This window comes from Methanomassiliicoccales archaeon, from assembly GCA_013415865.1.
GTDB lineage: Archaea > Thermoplasmatota > Thermoplasmata > Methanomassiliicoccales > UBA472 > MVRC01.
In genome coordinates this window covers 1,315,702-1,333,542 of the sequence record CP058896.1, presented here as the reverse complement: position 1 = coordinate 1,333,542, position 17,841 = coordinate 1,315,702, and the positions used below count along the sequence as shown (strand labels likewise).

The 17,841-nt window shown below is 54.0% G+C and carries 16 protein-coding genes; 8 read left to right on the top strand and 8 right to left on the bottom strand.

The window, feature by feature from the left end; all coding sequences use genetic code 11:
* Positions 1-2: 2 nt before the first annotated feature.
* Genes HPY73_06695 through HPY73_06675 form a run of 5 tightly spaced genes read left to right on the top strand, consistent with a single transcriptional unit; the run spans position 3 to position 5,390 of the window.
* Positions 3-782, top strand: coding sequence for a 4-hydroxy-tetrahydrodipicolinate reductase (locus HPY73_06695; GenBank protein ID QLH75157.1), 780 nt, complete (start codon positions 3-5; stop codon positions 780-782).
* Complete coding sequence (locus HPY73_06690) at positions 779-2,134, top strand: aspartate kinase (protein QLH75156.1); 1,356 nt, start codon at positions 779-781, stop codon at positions 2,132-2,134. Before HPY73_06695 ends, HPY73_06690 begins: the two co-directional genes overlap by 4 nt.
* A 1-nt stretch (position 2,135) precedes the next feature.
* On the top strand, positions 2,136-3,395 hold the full coding sequence (gene lysA, locus HPY73_06685) for a diaminopimelate decarboxylase (protein QLH75155.1): 1,260 nt from the start codon (positions 2,136-2,138) through the stop codon (positions 3,393-3,395).
* Positions 3,392-4,219: a diaminopimelate epimerase gene (locus HPY73_06680; GenBank protein ID QLH75154.1), complete on the top strand. Its 828-nt coding sequence runs from the start codon at positions 3,392-3,394 to the stop codon at positions 4,217-4,219. Before lysA ends, HPY73_06680 begins: the two co-directional genes overlap by 4 nt.
* Before the next feature lie 13 nt (positions 4,220-4,232).
* Complete coding sequence (locus tag HPY73_06675; protein ID QLH75153.1) at positions 4,233-5,390, top strand: aminotransferase class I/II-fold pyridoxal phosphate-dependent enzyme; 1,158 nt, start codon at positions 4,233-4,235, stop codon at positions 5,388-5,390.
* Between the two features lie 40 nt (positions 5,391-5,430).
* Here the strand turns inward: HPY73_06675 and HPY73_06670 are convergent, their stop codons facing one another.
* Complete coding sequence (locus tag HPY73_06670; protein QLH75152.1) at positions 5,431-6,660, bottom strand: phosphoglycerate kinase; 1,230 nt, start codon at positions 6,658-6,660, stop codon at positions 5,431-5,433.
* Between the two features lie 146 nt (positions 6,661-6,806).
* Here HPY73_06670 and HPY73_06665 point away from each other — a divergent pair, with 146 nt between their 5' ends.
* On the top strand, positions 6,807-7,841 hold the full coding sequence (locus HPY73_06665; GenBank protein QLH75151.1) for a PAS domain-containing sensor histidine kinase: 1,035 nt from the start codon (positions 6,807-6,809) through the stop codon (positions 7,839-7,841).
* Between the two features lie 16 nt (positions 7,842-7,857).
* Here HPY73_06665 and HPY73_06660 read toward each other — a convergent pair whose 3' ends face one another.
* The 3 genes from HPY73_06660 to HPY73_06650 all read right to left on the bottom strand — a co-directional run bounded on the left by HPY73_06660 (position 7,858) and on the right by HPY73_06650 (position 9,572).
* Complete coding sequence (locus tag HPY73_06660) at positions 7,858-8,871, bottom strand: type II glyceraldehyde-3-phosphate dehydrogenase (protein QLH75150.1); 1,014 nt, start codon at positions 8,869-8,871, stop codon at positions 7,858-7,860.
* Positions 8,872-8,953: 82 nt separating this feature from the next.
* The gene (locus HPY73_06655) at positions 8,954-9,265 is read right to left on the bottom strand and encodes a hypothetical protein (GenBank protein QLH75149.1); all 312 of its coding nucleotides are present in this window, start codon (positions 9,263-9,265) and stop codon (positions 8,954-8,956) included.
* 73 nt (positions 9,266-9,338) lie between these two features.
* The gene (locus HPY73_06650) at positions 9,339-9,572 is read right to left on the bottom strand and encodes a hypothetical protein (GenBank protein ID QLH75148.1); all 234 of its coding nucleotides are present in this window, start codon (positions 9,570-9,572) and stop codon (positions 9,339-9,341) included.
* A 193-nt stretch (positions 9,573-9,765) separates the two neighbouring features.
* Here HPY73_06650 and HPY73_06645 point away from each other — a divergent pair, with 193 nt between their 5' ends.
* Positions 9,766-10,695, top strand: coding sequence for a radical SAM protein (locus HPY73_06645; GenBank protein QLH75147.1), 930 nt, complete (start codon positions 9,766-9,768; stop codon positions 10,693-10,695).
* A 2-nt stretch (positions 10,696-10,697) separates the two neighbouring features.
* Here HPY73_06645 and HPY73_06640 read toward each other — a convergent pair whose 3' ends face one another.
* From HPY73_06640 to HPY73_06625, 4 genes are read right to left on the bottom strand one after another with little or no spacing between them, the layout of a single operon-like run.
* Positions 10,698-11,690, bottom strand: a complete 993-nt coding sequence (locus tag HPY73_06640; protein ID QLH75146.1) for a prenyltransferase — start codon at positions 11,688-11,690, stop codon at positions 10,698-10,700.
* Between the two features lie 53 nt (positions 11,691-11,743).
* Positions 11,744-12,733, bottom strand: coding sequence for an NAD-dependent epimerase/dehydratase family protein (locus tag HPY73_06635; protein ID QLH75145.1), 990 nt, complete (start codon positions 12,731-12,733; stop codon positions 11,744-11,746).
* Positions 12,730-14,253, bottom strand: a complete 1,524-nt coding sequence (locus HPY73_06630) for a hypothetical protein (GenBank protein QLH75144.1) — start codon at positions 14,251-14,253, stop codon at positions 12,730-12,732. Before HPY73_06630 ends, HPY73_06635 begins: the two co-directional genes overlap by 4 nt.
* Positions 14,187-15,461 carry a hypothetical protein gene (locus HPY73_06625; protein ID QLH75143.1) on the bottom strand — a complete coding sequence of 425 codons (1,275 nt, stop codon included), beginning with the start codon at positions 15,459-15,461 and terminating at the stop codon, positions 14,187-14,189. The genes HPY73_06630 and HPY73_06625 overlap by 67 nt, the downstream gene beginning before the upstream one ends.
* Before the next feature lie 635 nt (positions 15,462-16,096).
* Between HPY73_06625 and ilvB the strand changes: the two genes are divergently transcribed.
* The gene (gene ilvB, locus HPY73_06620) at positions 16,097-17,818 is read left to right on the top strand and encodes a biosynthetic-type acetolactate synthase large subunit (GenBank protein ID QLH75142.1); all 1,722 of its coding nucleotides are present in this window, start codon (positions 16,097-16,099) and stop codon (positions 17,816-17,818) included.
* Positions 17,819-17,841: the final 23 nt, after the last annotated feature.

The following is a 17,841-nucleotide window of genomic DNA, read 5'->3' as shown; positions in this document are numbered from 1 at the left end:
CGATGATAAGGGTCGTGGTGGCAGGCGCCACAGGCAAACTAGGGTCCCTGGTATGTCGTCTCATCGAGGCTCAGGATGACATGTGCTTGGCAGGGGCGGTGGTATCTGCCAACGGAGGTCATGTCGGCAAGGAGATAGCCCCGGGGGTCCATGCCGTTGGACCGGATGATATCGGGGCCCTGGTCAAGGAAGCGGATGTCTTCGTGGATGTCACTCCAGCATCGGCGGCCGAGGTCAATCTGATGAGGGCCCTACCTTCAGGGATAAATTGTGTCATAGGAAGCACTGGCATCAATGAGGGGGCCATAAAGGAGGTCGAGAGGCTGATAGCGGGAAAGGGTTCCTCTGCCGTTCTCACGGCGAACTTCAGCATAGGCGTCAATGTCTTCTGGAAATTGTGCGAGCAGATGGCGAGGATGTTGCCCGACTATGAGGTCGAGATCATCGAGGTCCATCATGACAAGAAGAAGGATGCGCCGTCAGGCACTGCCTTGAAGGCAGCGAGGATCATCTCAGAATCGACGGGCGTGGAGAAGTTGCTCTGCGGACGGGAAGGGGTTGTCGGAGCGCGGGGGAGAGAGATAGGCATACATGCCGTGAGGATCGGAGATGTAGTGGGGGAGCATACTGTGATATTCGGTGGGAACAAAGAGAGATTGGAACTTACCCATAAAGCTCACTCAAGGGAGGCGTTCGCCGAGGGCTGCATCACTGCGGTGCGATGGGTCCATGGAAAGAAGGACGGAAAGGTCCACACCATGGCGGAGGTGCTTGGTCTTTGATCAAAGTGATGAAGTTCGGCGGTACGAGCGTTGGCTCCAGCGAGGCCATCGGACGTACTGCTGGGATCATCATCCGCGACCCTGCCCCAAAGGCGGTCGTGGTGTCGGCGATGTCTGGTGTCACCAACGCTTTGATCTCATTGATGAAGGAGCCTGAGACGAGGGCCATCGAGAAGATCAGGGAGAGGCATATCACCGTGGCGGTGGACCATATCAGGCCCGAGCTTCTCGAGGAGTACCGCCCTTTATTAGAGGAAAGGTTGGACGGGCTGCGGAGGGCGCTCAGAGCATATCATTCATCGAAGAACAGACGCGAGAGGTCTGTCATACATGATACAATATCCAGCTGGGGAGAGCGCCTATCTTCTCTGACTGTAGCATATGTCCTTAGGTCGAAGGGCTACGATGCGGTGGCGATGACGAGCGAAGAGGCCGGGATCGCGGCCGAGGGCTCACCAGGGAACGGCTCAGCGGACCTCTTCACCACGAGCGTCAATTTAAAAAAGAATGTGCTCCCTCTCATCGAGAAGGGCAGGACGCCGGTCATCACGGGGTATTATGGTATAGACCCGGAAGGTCGTCCTCTTACGTTCGGGAGAGGTGGGTCCGATTATTCTGGATCTGTTGTCGGGAACGGTCTGGACGCTGATGTGGTGGAGATCTGGACCGATGTGGACGGTTTCATGACCGCAGACCCAAGGATAGTCCCGGGCGCGAAGACCCTCGAGATGATGGACTATAACGAGGCGGCCGAGCTCGCATACTTCGGGGCAAAGGTCCTCCACCCAAGGACAATAGAACCGGCAAGGAAAAAGGACCTGGAGGTATGGGTCAAGAACTCTTTCAATCCTGACGGGAAGGGAACAAGGATATTCAAGATGAGGCAGCCAGGGAACACGATGCTGAGGAGCGTCGCGATGAAGAAGGACCTCTCGATCGTCAAGATCTACTCAGGAGAGATAGTGTACCAGCCCGGTCTCGTGAACAAGATACTGGAGGCGGTCTGCGACCACGGTGTCACCTCATATGCGATATCAACATCCTTGTCCACATTGGCGGTCCTGGTCCCTTCAGAACAGGTGCCTGAGATCTGTGAAAGGGTGAAGGCCCTCAAGGACGACATAGAAAAGGTCCATGTAAAGGATGGCGTATCGTTGATATGTGCGGTAGGGGATGGCATGCTAGAGACTTGCGGGGTATCGGCCAAAGTGTTCGCAGCGGTCACAGAGGCCGGGGCGAACGTCGAGATGATATCCGAAGGGGCCTCGGACGTGGCCTTGAACTTCGTCGTCAGCAATGACCTGGCGGTGAAGGTCGTCAGAACGTTGCATGATAAATACATCGGTGGTTGACATGAGAGATTTCCAGAGCATTGATGGAACAATGATCATCGGAGGTGTCAGGGCATCGGAGATAGCCAAGCGGTTCGGGACGCCCGTCTATGTGACGGACGAAGAGCGCCTCAGAGAGAACTTCAGGAAGATAGACAAGGCGTTCAACGACAGGATGCCTACAAGGATCCACTATGCCCTTAAGGCGAACAATAATCTGACGATCTTGAGGATATTGGAGCAAGAAGGGAGCTGCATAGATGCTGTCTCCATCGGTGAGGTGGACCTTTGCATCAAGGCAGGTTTCACCCCTGACAGGATACTATACACCGGTACCGGGGTCAGCACAGCAGAGCTGAAGGGACTGGTCAAAAGGAAGGTCCCCATAAACATCGATTCCCTTTCAGAGATGAGAAGGCTGGCGGCGATAGCGCCTGACTACCCTGTATCCTTCAGGGTCAACCCTGGGGTAGGGGCCGGCCATCATGCCCACGTGGTCACCGGGGCCAAGACAACAAAGTTCGGTGTGCCGAAGAGCGCTATCGTGAACGCCTATGCGGAGGCGCTTGCGCTGGGCCTGAGACCTTTCGGGATCCATTGTCATATAGGGGCAGGCGTGATGGATGTAGATCCTTTCGTTCAGGTCACCGAGGTCATGGTCGAGCTCGTCAATGAGATAAAGGACGTGCTAGGTCTACAGCTCGAGATGCTCGACCTCGGTGGCGGGATCGGGATCCCTTATAGGCCCGAGGAACATGAGATGGATGTCGAGGCGCTTGCAGATGCCATCGTATCGCGGGTAAAGGATGCCACAGAGATCAAGACCCTGGCACTAGAGCCTGGGAGATACATCGTGTGCGATTCTACCGTGCTACTCACCACCGTCAACGATGTGAAAGAGACCCCTGAGAAAAGGTTCGCCAGCGTAGATGCGGGTTTCAACACTTTGATCAGGCCCGCGTTCTACGGTTCCTATCATCACGTCGCCGTCGCAAACAAATTCGATTCCCCTGCAGAGCTGGTCTACGATGTCGTAGGGCCGATCTGTGAGACAGGGGATTTCATCGCAAAGGACAGGCGGCTCCCCAAGGTCTCCGAGGGAGACATCATCGTCGTTTACGACACCGGCGCATATGGCTTCTCGATGTGCTCGAACTATAATGCGAGGGGCAAGCCCGCTGAAGTGCTGGTCCATGATGGCCAGATGCATCTCATCCGAGAGGCTGAGACCGTCGATGACCTTGTCGCCCATCAGAGGATACCGTCGAGGTTGATGATTTGAGGTTCTGGAAGTACCATGGCCTGGGCAATGACTTCGTTCTGGTGGAGAACTTTGACGGCAAGGTCTCAAAGGACCCTGCTTTCGTCAGGGCCACCTGTGACCGCAGATTCGGCATAGGGGCCGATGGCGTTCTATACATCGAGAAGGACCCGAGGGCGGACGCCCGCATGGTGGTGATGAACTCGGATGGCAGCGAGGCGGAGATGTGCGGCAATGGGATAAGATGTGTTGCCAAGCATCTTTACGATAGTGGGACCGTGAAGAGCAAAAAGATGGTGATAGCAACGCTGGCAGGCCTCAAAAAGGTCGAATGCGACCTGAAGGACGGGAGGGTCAGCACCGTCAAAGTGGATATGGGGGCGCCGAGGTTTGAATGCAAGGACATCCCGATGGCGTGCGATGGCCGGTATATCGATTGCGCGATCGACGTCGAAGGTCTCAACGTCCGAGGGACCGCGGTATCGATGGGCAACCCGCACTTCGTCATATTTCAAGACCTGTCCGATGAGGTCGTCGCTACTTTGGGCCCCAAGATCGAAAAGCATCCGATGTTCCCCCGAAGGACGAACGTAGAATTCGTTAAATCAGAGAATGGGATACTGAAGGTCAAGGTCTATGAGCGGGGGGCGGCTTGGACCATGGCATGCGGCACGGGGGCGTGCGCGGTCGTGACCGCCGCGGCGGTCCTAGGGAAGGCGCCGTTCGACAAAGAGGTGGAGGTCGCACTTCCTGGAGGCAGCCTATGGATAACCGTGAGGTCGGACCTCGGGGGTGTGCTGATGAGAGGGCCTGCCACGCTCGTCTATCATGGTGAGACCATCTGAGAGGTGAACATCAATGCCGTTCGACTATGCGACTCGTCTGAAAAAGATACCGCCATACCTGTTCGTCGAGATCGAGGAGAAGGTGAAGAGAAAGCGCCAGGAGGGGCTTGACATCATCGATTTTGGTATAGGGGACCCGGACATCCCGACGCCTTCTCCTATAGTCGAAGAGGTCAAGAGACAGCTCGACGACCCTACGAACCATAGATATCCCTCGAGCAGCGGCGAACCTGAGGTGCGGAGAGCTGTCTCGGCCTGGTACAAAAGGCGCTTCAATGTGGATGTGGACCCGGACGGCGAGGTGGCGATATTGATCGGCAGCAAGGAGGGCATTGCCAACATCTGCAGGGCCTTCGTGAACCCAGGAGAGAAGGTGCTGTGCCCGGACCCTGGCTATCCGGTCTATTCCCAGGGAGGCACTCTTCTCTGCGACGCCGTGCCGGTCAAGGTGCCCCTTATACCGGACAAGGGTTTCCTTCCCGATCTGGATGCCCTTCCCTCGGACGCGAGGATGCTCTACCTCAACTATCCTAACAACCCCACCGGCGCGGTCGCCCCCAAGGACTTCCTTTGGAAGGCGTCCACCTGGTGTATCGAGACCGATACCATATTGGCATATGACAACGCCTATTCGGAGATGACCTTCGATGATTATGTTGCCCCTAGCATCCTTGAGTGCTGCCAGGGGAATGGAGCGATCGAGTTTGGCTCTTTGTCGAAGACCTTCAACATGACGGGATTCCGCATAGGTTATGCGGTGGGCGACGCCAACCTCATCTCTGGACTTCGAAAGGTGAAATCCCAGATCGATTCCGGGGCGCCGATGTTCATACAGAAGGCAATGGTCAGGGCACTGGAGATGTATAAGGGTGCGGAGAAGCCGGATATCGTCAAAGAGAACATAAGGGTATATGAGGACCGGCGCAATGTGCTGGTCAAAGGTCTGAGGAGCCTGGGGTTCAAGGTCGACCCTCCGAAAGGGACCTTTTACCTGTGGCTCAAGGTCGATGGGCCGTCGATGAAGTTTGCAGATAAATTGCTGAATGTAGGGGTGGTCTGTACTCCTGGGATAGGTTTCGGTGGATTCGGGGAGGGCTATGTAAGGTTCGCGACCACCCAGCCCACCGAAAGGATCGTCGAGGCCATAGAGAGGATGCGAAAAGTCCTTTGAGGACGAGATGCGATGGCAGAGGACATTCCATGCCGCTCCATCATTTTTTATTCCTGTTGTACGCGTACTTCAAGGCCTCGACGACAGGAAGGGCCTTACCAAGAAGATACGTCTCCAAAGCCCCTCCGCCAGTGCTCACATAGGAGAACCTGTCATAAAGGCCGAACTTCTCAGAGGCGGCGACCGTATGCCCTCCTCCTATGACGGTGAACGCCGATGAGGTGACCGCCGCCATCATAAGCTCTCTTGTTCCAAGTGAGAATTCCTCCCTCTCGAAGACCCCTGCAGGCCCTGACATGAACACTGTTCCTGCGTTGGATATCACCTTTTTGAACTTCTCCACCGAAAGCGGCCCTATGTCGAGTATCTGTCGGTCACTTGGAAGGTCCCCCACCATCAGGTCCCTCCTTTTTCCGTCATCATCCACGCCTACGTCCAATGGTAAGAGGATTCTTTCCCCCTTCTCCCTTAGAAGTCTTTTGGCCGCCTCAAGGTTCTCGGCCGTGAACTCCCTCATCAGGACCTCTTCGCTGACCTTCCCCAGGTCGACCCCCCTGGCCTTCAGGAACGCGTTGGCGCTCAGGCCGACAAGGATGACCTGGTCGGCGATGCGCTTGGTCAGCACGCGGTCGATGACCTTGATCGAGTCTGAGAATTTCGACCCCCCAAGTACGAAGAGGCAGGGCCTTCGCGGATCATTGAAAACATTGCCTAGGGCTGTCAGTTCTTTTTCCATCAGACGCCCTGCGGCCGATGGTAGCACTGCCTGGAAACCGATGAGGGAGCACTGCGCGCGGTGGGCTGCACCGAACGCGTCGGAAACATACAGGTCTGCCTCTGCGGCGAGCTTCTGCACCATCTCCTCTCTCGCGTGTTCTTCCATTGAGCGCTTTTCCTGCTCACAAGAAAGCTCCCTGACATTCTTCAGGACGATCACGTCACCAGGCCTCATAGACCTTATGGCAGAGATGGCCCTCTCCCCATAAAGGTCATCGATATAGCCTACCTTTCTGCCAAGGTGTTTGCCGAGCAGCTCCGCATGCCTGTCCAGCGGACAGAAGTCCCATTCACCTGGACGTCCTTGATGAGCGATGATCACGACCTTTGAACCTTTTTCCGCGAGCTCGCGGAGCGTGGGCATGATCTGTTTGATCCTGTTATCGTCCTCGATCTCGAGGGAACCTTGCTTCAGAGGGCAATTGATGTCCACTCTTAGAATGACGGTCTTTCCGTTCAGGTCGAAATCATCCAGCGTGTTGAACTCCTTCATTGTTCCACCTTAGGCCCATGAAAGGTCGATGGTGACTGCAATCCCTAAGCCATTGGGTTAAATTACTGTTTCGGTGGCCCGATGATGCAAATGATAATCATGCCAATCCTTTTTTAATCTGTGATGGGATTTCCATCTGTTCTTTCATGAGCACCTCGGACGCTCCAAAGATTGACGATTACGCGATCCAGTTATGCAACCGGGCAGCCGGTTTACTCGTCATTCTCGACCGGGAAAGAAAGGTCCTGGTGTTCGGACCAGGTACCAGTGCCTCCTTGGGGTATTCTGCTGAAGAGATAGAGGGGGAGATATTCGATCGATATGTGGCCAGTGAAAACCTTGAGGAGCTCATTGAGAAAATACATAAGGCCGAGTCTGACTTGAAGTCTGCACATTATATGGACCTCGGTATTATCATCAAGGACGGACAAACAAAGATCTTCCAGACGTTGGTGTTCACCCTTTTCGGTCCTGGCGGTGAGGTGCATTTTGGCTTGAGGGGGCAGGACATCACCCGCTACGTGGACCTGCACCGGTCCGTAGAGCTGATGAACAAGAAGCTGTCGATCCTCGGCACGGCGACCAGGCATGATGTGCTCAACTCTTTGACGGGCCTTTTCGGGTATCTTGAGCTGGCAGAATGCAAATCAAAGGAAGACCAGATCAAGAAATATATCCAGAAGGCAAAAATTTCTGCAGAGACCATAAAAAAACAGTTCGAGTTCACGAGGGATTACCAGGAGCTTGGTTCTAAAAGACCATCTTGGATAGATGTTGGCGAGAGCATAAGGTCCGCCTATGCGTCCATCAGTGAGCCGAGGATCAAGATCGACGCTGATGTTTCTGGGCTTAGGGTCTTCGCGGACCCGATGATCGAAAAGGTATTCTTCAACCTCATCGACAACGTACATAGACATTCTGGGGCCAATATCATCAAGGTGAGGTTCGAGGACAAAGGACAAGAAGGCGTCCTGCTCTTTGAGGACGATGGGAAAGGGATACCCGCCGAAGAGAAGGACCTGATATTCACAAGAGGTTATGGTAGGAACAGCGGCCTTGGGCTTTATCTGGTCCGAGAGGTGCTCGACATCACGGGGATCTCAATAAAAGAAAATGGTGAGCCTGGAAAAGGGGCCAGGTTCGTGATCACCGTTCCAAAGGGAAAATATGAGGTAAAGTGACCGGGGTTTCACCTCATTATGTCAATCCAAGTGCCTTGTCTGTCTTAGCGATAGAGGCCATCGGGTCCTTCTCGAGCTTGGTCATAGACCTGATGCAGTCCACTATCTCTGGCACGACATCGCTCTCCTGGTGGATGGCCTGATAGTAATACAGATGGTCGTCGACGACCTTGATGCCGTCCTTCCAGACCGCTATGTCCATCATATCCCCCCTCGGTCGCCCCATGTCCCTTGCAAGTTCCATGACCTGACCTGTGGACTTGATCCCCTCCTTCCCACTTACGAAACGGACACGTGGGGTCTTCCTCCAAATCTCCAATATCTCTTCCTCCTTCGACCTCCTCTTGAGGTCGACGGCGATGCAATGGACATGCATAAGCGTGGTGGGGGTCACCACGGCCATCGTCTGGATCTTGAGCCATGGCATGATCGTCTGCACATCTGGGCCATGATGGGTGGGAAGCTTCAAGGATGGTTCAATGGCGTTCAACATCGAGCCTTTCCTGTCCCCCGGGTCAGCGCCCCTCCTTATCAACGAGGCTATGACCCTTTCAATGCCGATCTCCTTGTCAAGCGGATAGAGCGTCCTGCATAGGCCGGTCGTGTTGCATGAGACCACCCTGACGAACCTAGCCCCCCAGGACTCATGGTAATTGGCCATCGCATTGAAGGATATACCCGCGACACCGTGGTCCTCGCCCCCTTGAAAAATGGCCTTGACCCCTGCCGCCTCATATTTCGGCTTGTAGCTCTCGCCGACCCCACCGGGCGTGGTATCGATGATGATATCCACCTTCTTCAATAGTTCATCCAAGGTCCCAGCTGTCCTGATCCCGGCCTTATCGAACTCCGCGAGGTCCTCCTCGCAGGCGGCGTATAATGGATAACCGTTCTCAATGGCGATCCTGGCCTCGAAGCTTGGCTTGGTCTTCGTCACCCCGATGAGCTCCATATCATCCTGCTTGGTGACGGCCCATGCTGCCCTCTTTCCAATGGTGCCAAAACCATTGATCCCTACCTTGATCTTCATTTCCCTTCCTCGATCTGACCATTATAATCTCTTTCAATATTTGACTTGCGGTTCGACTGGTCGTGCCGTTGGATAGGTCCCATTATTGAACGCGTAGGACCTTTGGCGCGTATCTTATCGCATAGAAGATGAACAATGTGAACAGGATGGTCGCGATGAAGACCAGAACGTTGTCCTCCCCTATCATTATCATGGCTATGGCGATGATGAGGTCCACGAACCCGATGAGGACGAGGTTCTTGCTCGCGAACCGCACAAGCTCATCTTCCCTGACCTCTACATTTGGATCGGGCTTATACCCAGGGACTGCCTTGATCCCCGCCCCCCTTACGAATAGACCATATCCCATCAGGGCCACCGCGATCAGGACCAAAAGGTAGGAAAGTATCAACATGCCCGCTCATCACCTGAAATAAATGATGATAAAAGGGTTTTGCGCCGGCTCATTCCGGTCCCTCCGATAGCTATCACTTGCCGAGCTTTGCATCCGCTTCCTTGGCCTTGGCCGCAGCCTTTGCTATCGCCAAAGTAGCCAATACGGCAATTATCGTCACAATTACCGCAACGATGACAAGCCATATCCAACCTTCGCCTGATGGAACGTACTCGTCAATGATCGCTTTTATAGCAGTGTTCCATGACAGGGCTGCCACGAACGCGAATGCTGCGGTCATCAACGTAGCTATCTGTTCGATTATCATTGTCCTTAGACTTGCTATATGATCCCCCCTTTGTCAATAATACGAGATGGTAGATATTTAATCCTTGCATTTCGAGGCTTTTCCTGGGCGAAGATTGGGCGTATGAATGATTGACCGTGGATTCACCCGATGCCGATCTGTCAACATTGTGCAATCTCAGTTATTAATATGACGATCTCCATCCTCTTTTCCGATGGCCAACCTGATCTCGCTCAGCCAGTACATGTATTATGCCAGATGGTTCGTCTCAAGCCTTTTTGGGAGGAAAAGACCTCTGGTAAATACCATGATCATCAATTTCGAGTGCAACCTCAGATGCAAACATTGCAGCATTCGAGGGAACCAGGATGCCCTTCCTGGGGGTATGAGGCTCAACTATGAAGAAGCGGTCGAAGAGATGAGGTCAGGATTCGAGAAAGGGGCCCGCATCCTTTTCTTCGAAGGCGGAGAGCCGACCATGTGGAAGGACGGTGGGAAGACCCTGGAGGACCTGATCGAGGCTGGGAGGTCCATAGGATATTTCGTGACGGGCTACACGACCAATGGCACCAATGCGATCTACACCAACAGCGATGTGATCTCGGTCTCCCTGGACGGGCCGAAAGAGGTCCATGACAGGATAAGATGTGAAGGTGTCTTCGACAAGCTGATGGCGAATTTGGAAAAGGTCGACCATCCAAACATATTCGCCAACATGGTCTTGATGAGGGAGAACAAGGACCATCTCAGAGAGACGGTGGAGGTCGTGGCCAAGAGCAAGAAGATAAATGGTATCATGTTGAACTTCCTCACCCCTCCTCCCAATGGACAAAAGCTCACCCTTGAAGAAAAGAGGCGATTGGTGGCCGAGGCCATCGCTTTGAAGAGGGAAGGTCTCCCTATCCTGAACTCGGACAGGGCCCTGAAGGAGCTGCTTATTGAGGACTATGAGAGGAAATGCAGGGACTGGGTATCGATGTTCGTCCTTCCTGACCGCTCGCACCATTACGGCTGCCCCATGAGAGGTACGGCTTCCTGCAAGGAATGCGGTTTCAACGCCGTAAGGGAGTATTCCCTCATCACCAGAGGGAACGTGAGCGCGATATTGCAGATGTCCAAGCGCTTCGCGTTCTCAAAGGAGTGACCTCATAGAGGGTGCCAAGACAGTTCGTTGATCCACGACATCAATAGCTGAGAGAATGTCAGGAGCAGCATCTGTCCCATCGCGGTCTTCAACATCAAGGGGATAGGCCTCAGCCACCTGAACCTGTCCTCTCTGTTAGCGAAGATCTTTGACATCCCTATGGCCAATGGTATCGTCAAGAACAATATCGCATATCCGACCCCGAAGAAGAGCACCAGCGCAAGGTCCAGTGCATACATGACCGTGAGGCAATATAGAACGACCTTTGAGGCCCCTTCCAGGCCGAACCTGACGCTGAAATCCTTTTCACCTGCTTCCTTATGTGCCTCATACCCGAACATCTGGTCCACGACCCGTAAGAGCATCACGACGATGCCGACCGTTACAGCAAGGACCACGGCCTCTAGGGATACATCCCCAACCAATACAATGTAGGGGAACAAGGCCAAGAAAGTGAACGAAAGGAAGACATCCAGCTCACCAAAGCCGCGGGCTCCCAGGTTGAGAGGCGGTGCGGTGTAGTAGTAGCTCAGGAAGAACGCTATCCCGCCCATGAGGACGACTATCCAACCACCATATATGACGATGGGTATTGCAATAAGTACCGCTATGACGCCCAATGTGGCGATTATTATCTGCCCTGTCCGGTCCGTGACGATCCCTCTGTCGAAGGCGTTACCAGACCAGTAGAACTTCTCATTGAACATCTCCTTGAGCTCTTTCTCGAGCTTTGCATCATATTTCGTCCATCGGTTCTTATCGGCCCCGCTCTTATGATCGAAATAATCATTGGAAATGTTGACGAACAGTGCTAGGAAGAATACATCAACGATTATCAGAACGCCGATCGTCCATTCTTGGACCTCGGTCCATGCAAAGGCCACCCCGGCCAATGCCGCAAAGACGAACACCAATGTATAACTGATGCGGAAGATGTTCCTCGCCTTCTCCCATACGCCCTTTGCCTGACCGTATTGAAGTGAGCTGTTCTCCATGGAGCCCGCAAGCACCGAGGTCGATTTAACTTTTTTTAGAGCGGCCTATCAGATCATTGGATAAGACCGTTCTCCACATACCATTCATAGGTTTCCCGAAGCCCTTTTCTCAGATCATACCTTGGCTCATATCCAAGCTCCTTTCTGGCCCTGTCTATAGAATAGGCCCGGTCACAGGTCACGGAGTCGACCGTGGATATCCTGTACATAAAATCCTTCCTGCCGATAATTGAATTGAAAGATTGAATGGGAGCTATCATGACCTTGGCCAACAACGGCGGCAGATGCAGCCTCGGGGGAGGAATGCCAGTTATCTCTCCAAGTATGGCATAGACCTCCTCATATGTATATGACCTTCCCTCGCTGATTATGTAAGTTCTCCCTTTGGCGGCCTTGCTCGATAGCGCCTGGGAGAAGGCCCTGGCAACGTCAGCGACATGTACGAACTGTATCCTGTTCTTCCCTGTCCCAATGATGAATTTGGTCGCAAGTCTTCGACCGTATGAGGTTATGAACCAATATGAGACGTCGTCGACATTGTGAGGCCCATATATTCCAGAGGGTCTGAGGACCACATGGTCCAGACCTTTGGATGCGAGCTCGGACAGGGCTGCCTCCGCCATGGCCTTCGATCTTCCATATTCATATACTGGCCTCAAAGGCGCGGTCTCGTCCGCGATCCCGTCAACAGGTCCCATGGCCTCGGTCGAGCTGCAATAGACGAGCCTCGAGATGCCGTTCTCAAGGCATAGTCGCGCGAGCTCTTTTGTCGCGTCGACGTTCAGCCGCTGGTAAAGCTCCTTCTTCCCGCTGAAGGTGTAATATGCCGCCAGATGGATGACGGCATCCATACCTTTGACCGCCGAGGACATGATGTCTTTGTCCACCAGGTCGAAGGGTACCAGCCCTACCCCTTTCTCCTTGAGGTGCGATATATTGCTGGTCGCCCTGACCCCTCCAAATACGTCATGGCCTTCCCTCAATAGCTCGTCCACCACATACCTTCCAAGGAATCCGGAAGCTCCTGTGACCAAGACCTTCAATCGATCGACCCCTTCCATAGGTCTTTACCACGACGATAGCTGGTCTGCAGGAAAAGAGATGCGAGGGATATCCCATCATACGGTTCCAGGGCCGATCTCATGAACATGTCCGAGATCGGTATGATCCTGTAGACACCCGCCCTCGCGGCCATCGTCGACACCTTTATCACATCCTCCCTTGGGACGGCCAGTCCTACTGTTTGTACCTTGTCTATGCCTGAGTATGCCTTTGTGGATGGCAAACCTATGATCCACTCGATGGCCTCGTCATAGGATGGCATCGACACGATCTCGATGAACCTTCTCCGGCCATAAATGTTCATGCCCGGGAATTGAGAGACCATATCCTCGAGCATGCTCCTGCCTTTTGACACGACGACGGTCCACTGGTTCTGTTCTGACCTTCCTCCGCTCACAATCGCCCCTTTTAGCTGGAGCATCCTCCTGGCGTTCTGCAGGACGAACATGCTTCCTTCACGGAGCGTCATCGGATGCCTGCTGCCGATCTCGTCCAGTCTCGAGCTCAATAGTTTCGAGAACGCCACTGCCGAACCGTGATCGCCTATGAAAACCGCAGAGGTAGGCGAGGAACAGAGCTGCTGGTCGTACAGGACGATGTTCTTTGCCAGACCATCGGCCGTATCTGGACCGGCCATGGACGCTGATATTATGGCCACGCCGGTCATCGGTCCGTTCGCAAAGAACCTCGGACGATTGGGGTTCAGAACGACCTTTGAGGCGACCGTTGTTCTTGCCGGCTCTCCTCCCCAAAAATTGATGACGCCCATCTTGGCCTCTGAAAGAGCGTGATCGAGCGCTCTGCTATCGTGCGAAAAATAGGATATGACAAGGGCGTCCCTGATGGCGTCCCTCGCCTCGGAGGGGGGGACCTCCTCGATGCATCTTAGGACCTCGAGCACCCCCTCGTAGTTCGATATCGACGGCTTTAGGAAGGTCAGGTTCCCTGTGACCAGGGATAGCACAGTCGGGATGAGGGTAGGGACGATAGAATTGCCAGAAGATATTATTAACACGGGTCCCGCCGGCACGCTCATATATCCTTCCTCGTCGGCCATCAATTTAAAACCGTCGAGGGAGGCGGAACCCCCAGGGAGGGATGCTTCCAGGTTCCTCCTTATGCTCTCGGGGTCGAGAACGGACAGGACGAACTGCATCTCTAGGTCGACCAGGGCCTTTGAGTACCCTGTCCTTGACACCATCTTGTCGCGGATGTTGACGACCTTTCCCTCCTCGAGCTTCCGTTTCCAGACCATGCCTATCGACCCAATGACCTCCAGCCGTTTTGATAAAGGGATCGAGGAAACACGGTTCTGTACGGTCCCTGCATTCTCACACAGATGGTCGATCGCCTCAGCAGTGAGCTCCTCGACCTCGGTCTCCCCGGACGTTCTGACCACGGTCGGCAACCTTTGTCCTGAATGATATGGCCTTATCAGCCCTTTCCCCCCTTGGCCATCATCTCCTCGAGTGTCCCCCCGCACGCCCTCTGCATCTCCCATCCCTCCTCAACGGTGAGCCGTCTTTTGTAGACGAACTCTTTACCATAATAACAGCCGGACTTTTTGAAGGACATCAGATCCCCAGGATAGAAGCACTCCATCCACGAGGTGACGAACGGATTGAAGATCGCGAGTATCCCATCTTTTCCCTCCTCGTTTATAGGGTCGAAAGTGACCGGGTCCAGCAAGAATGCCTCGGACAGGGGGTGGGGCACCTTATCGATCACGCCATACCGATCGATGAGGGCCGTCAACGTCTCTGTCATGCCCAACACATCCATGAATGGCACATCGACCGCCATGTCGTCAAAGCCTCGGGCCTTGAAATGTTCCCTCGATCTCGATACTATCCTTTCATACGGAGGCAGGTCCACGAAGCCCTTGGATCCTCCCCCCGTGACGATGACACCGCCTTTTCCAAGCCTTATGGGAGGGGCCCCAGAGACCATTTTGAACATCATCCTCTTCAATATTCCCATTTCATCGAACCTGTTGCCAAGCAGATGTACGCCCGCGGGGGCGGTGAAGAAGAGCTTCGGTTCTTTTTTGCTCTTCAAGAACTTGAGCAGGTTGTCCTTGTTAGGGGTGAGCTTCTGCCAGGGGGTTCCGGCCTGGTCCTTGTTCTCCAGGTCCATTCCATAGAGGAGCTCGATGCCCTTATTCTCTAATGTCATATGGACGAAGGCAACGAAGCTCAATTTGTACCTCAGCTCAGGTGCGGCCATGAACAGTGCGATCCCCTCACCATCCTTTAGCGTGCTGCCATACACATATTCGAAGAGGTCGGTGTTCGCCTTTAACATCAAGGCCAGGTCCAGCGGGCTTCTGTATATCCTCACGGGGTCCTTACCGGTCGTCCCGGACGACTGGAATGTCTCGCCTCCTTGTTCCACACCATCTATGAGCATCGGCCGCTGTCCCTCACCGCGAAGAAGGTCGGAAGGTATGGCAAGTTTTGCGATGTCGGCAACCCTGGCTCTGGACGGGTCTATCTCCAATCTTTCATATAGTTCGGAGTAGAACCTGCTCCTCTCAGAAAAAAAGCTCAACGAGCTTCTGATGATATCCAATCTTATCGAAGCCAGTTCATCCGGTCCTTTCTTAAAGAGGTTCGGTCCCTCATTGACGAGCCTCCACACCTTCTTGACATGAGGGTCGTCCATCAGGGCACTGTTCGCTCCCATTTCCAAGATGGTCTTGGTGTCCATTTCCCAGCCTCACGGGTCTTTGATTAGAAGCGGGTATTTGCGATAAATCATTTTGGGTTCGGCTTTTTGAGACTGGGGTCCCGTCCTCTATGCCATGGCCTACTGCGCATTTCTCCCGGGCGGCCCAATAAGGCACGTGACGATCCACCGTTTTTATAATCTCTGATTCAAATCGGTCATACCTCGAGATCGTTTTAATAGATGGATGTTGAAGGTCCCTGTTCAGAAGGTCCGGTTGTGTGGACCTCTCGGTGGTCCAAACATGAATATGCCTCCATAATCACACCCAGGCCGGACACCTATTACAACGCAGGTCAAAATCTGTCCTATTGCATGAGATGGCAAGCCCAGTGGATCATATGCTCATTTATTGACCGTGAGGCTTGATGACAGGGCGATACCAGAAGATCGTTAATCGCTCCATATCGGCATAAAAAGTCCCTTTGTCGATAGCCCCGCTCATGTTTGACATCAAGGAATTTATTTATATAATGCCGGTCATCCCACATAACCGTGTCAAATAACAGCACGAACGCTATCGTGGTTCTTCGTTTGGGCGTGGTCGTCGTTATTTGAGATGAGGCACTCTTCTGAGTGGGGGTGCCTCGAGCATCGTTGAAAATGGGGAATTAGAGATGAAAGGCTCCAAGGCTGTTCTGGATCTGCTCGAAAGACAAGGCGTCGATGTGATGTTTGGTTATCCAGGAGGGGTCACCCTTCCGATCTATGATGACCTCCTCAGCTCTGATATCCACCATGTGCTGGTAAGGCATGAGCAATGCGCAGCGCATATGGCAGATGGATATGCCCGGGCCACAGGTCGCCCTGGGGTCTGTATCGCGACATCTGGGCCAGGGGCTACGAATCTTGTCACAGGTGTGGCGACCGCATACGCCGACTCCTCGCCGATGATGGTGCTGACAGGACAGGTATCATCCTCGATGATCGGCAACAACGCCTTCCAGGAGGCTGACATCTTCTCCCTGATGATGCCCATCACAAAACATAACTTCAGGGTGCTGGACCCCAAGCACCTTCCAGAGGCCATAAAGCGAGGATGGAACATCGCTCTGAACGGCAGGATGGGGCCGGTACATGTGGACCTGCCTGTTGATATTTTAAAATCAGACCTGGACGACGATCTTCTCGATGAGGAGTTCCCTGTGCCCGCACCGTATGAGGACCTCTCAGGTGTGCTCGAGGCCGTTAAGATACTAAAGGAGGCCGAGAGGCCTATGATGCTGGTCGGAGGGGGGGCCATGTGGGCGAATGCAGCCCCTGAGGTGCTCAAGTTGGCGGAGATGCTCATGGCACCAGTGTCTACGACCCTTATGGGAAAAGGCATCATTCCAGAGGACCACCCATTGGCCATGGGCATGCTCGGCATGCATGGAAGGGAGATCGCTAGAAAGGCCTTCCTCGAGTGCGACGTCATGGTCGCGGTGGGAGCCAGGTTCAGCGACAGGTCTTCAGGGCTGCCGTCCGAGCTTCCCGAATCAATCAAGATCATACACATAGACATAGACCCCATGGAGGCAGGCAAGAACAGCAGGACAAGGGTCAGGATCGTGGGCGATGCGAAGCGGGCGCTCCAGCAGATCATCAAAGGTCTTGGAAAATCTAAGGGTGACAGCGAGTGGTCCATGCGCATGAAACGCCTTCGGGAGATGTGCGACTGCGACATGGACATCAGCGAGCCTCCCATCAAACCGCAGAAGGTCATATGCGAGCTGCGAAAGGCCCTTGCGGACGACGCGTATGTCTGCACGGAGGTGGGGCAGAACCAGATGTGGGCGGCACATCTCCTCCGCATGAGGACGCCCCGCCATTTCATAACATCGGGTGGGCTCGGGACGATGGGCTTCGGGTTCCCAGCATCGATAGGGGTCAAGTACGCGCACAGGGACAAACAGGTGGTCGATATAGCAGGGGATGGCTCTCTGCAGATGGTCGTGCAGGAGTTCGCGACCGCGGTCAATGAAGACCTCCCGGTGGTGGTGTGCCTCCTTAACAATAACTGGCTAGGCATGGTGAAGCAATGGCAGAAACTGTTCGCCGACAAGAGATACTCTGGAACGAACCTCCAGAGGAACCCGGACTTCGTCAAACTGGCCGAGGCCTATGGCGCGGCGGCGGTGAAGGTCGAGAGGCCATCGGAGCTGGCTGAGGCATTCAAGAGGGCGTTCTCGTCGGACGTCCCGTTCTTGATCGATATCCATACAGACCCGGAAGAGGACATACTTCCGATGCAGCCAGGAGGGCAGTCCTCAAAGGCCGTCATCCGTGGAAGGTGCAGATGGGCGCAGAACGGCGATATCGATAAGTTCGATTGGACCCCCAACATATCAGGCGCGTGAACATAGCTTGTCAACTACTATGG

Excerpts from the sequence above, each read along its gene's own strand:
- ilvB (QLH75142.1), top strand. The coding sequence starts at position 16,097 with ATGAAAGGCTCCAAGGCTGTTCTGGATCTGCTCGAAAGACAAGGCGTC.
- HPY73_06665 (QLH75151.1), top strand. The coding sequence starts at position 6,807 with ATGAGCACCTCGGACGCTCCAAAGATTGACGATTACGCGATCCAGTTA.
- HPY73_06630 (QLH75144.1), bottom strand. The coding sequence starts at position 14,253 with ATGGGAGATGCAGAGGGCGTGCGGGGGGACACTCGAGGAGATGATGGC.
- HPY73_06640 (QLH75146.1), bottom strand. The coding sequence starts at position 11,690 with ATGGAGAACAGCTCACTTCAATACGGTCAGGCAAAGGGCGTATGGGAG.
- HPY73_06660 (QLH75150.1), bottom strand. The coding sequence starts at position 8,871 with ATGAAGATCAAGGTAGGGATCAATGGTTTTGGCACCATTGGAAAGAGG.
- HPY73_06625 (QLH75143.1), bottom strand. The coding sequence starts at position 15,461 with ATGGACACCAAGACCATCTTGGAAATGGGAGCGAACAGTGCCCTGATG.
- HPY73_06650 (QLH75148.1), bottom strand. The coding sequence starts at position 9,572 with ATGATAATCGAACAGATAGCTACGTTGATGACCGCAGCATTCGCGTTC.
- HPY73_06670 (QLH75152.1), bottom strand. The coding sequence starts at position 6,660 with ATGAAGGAGTTCAACACGCTGGATGATTTCGACCTGAACGGAAAGACC.
- HPY73_06655 (QLH75149.1), bottom strand. The coding sequence starts at position 9,265 with ATGTTGATACTTTCCTACCTTTTGGTCCTGATCGCGGTGGCCCTGATG.
- lysA (QLH75155.1), top strand. The coding sequence starts at position 2,136 with ATGAGAGATTTCCAGAGCATTGATGGAACAATGATCATCGGAGGTGTC.
- HPY73_06675 (QLH75153.1), top strand. The coding sequence starts at position 4,233 with ATGCCGTTCGACTATGCGACTCGTCTGAAAAAGATACCGCCATACCTG.
- HPY73_06695 (QLH75157.1), top strand. The coding sequence starts at position 3 with ATGATAAGGGTCGTGGTGGCAGGCGCCACAGGCAAACTAGGGTCCCTG.
- HPY73_06645 (QLH75147.1), top strand. The coding sequence starts at position 9,766 with ATGGCCAACCTGATCTCGCTCAGCCAGTACATGTATTATGCCAGATGG.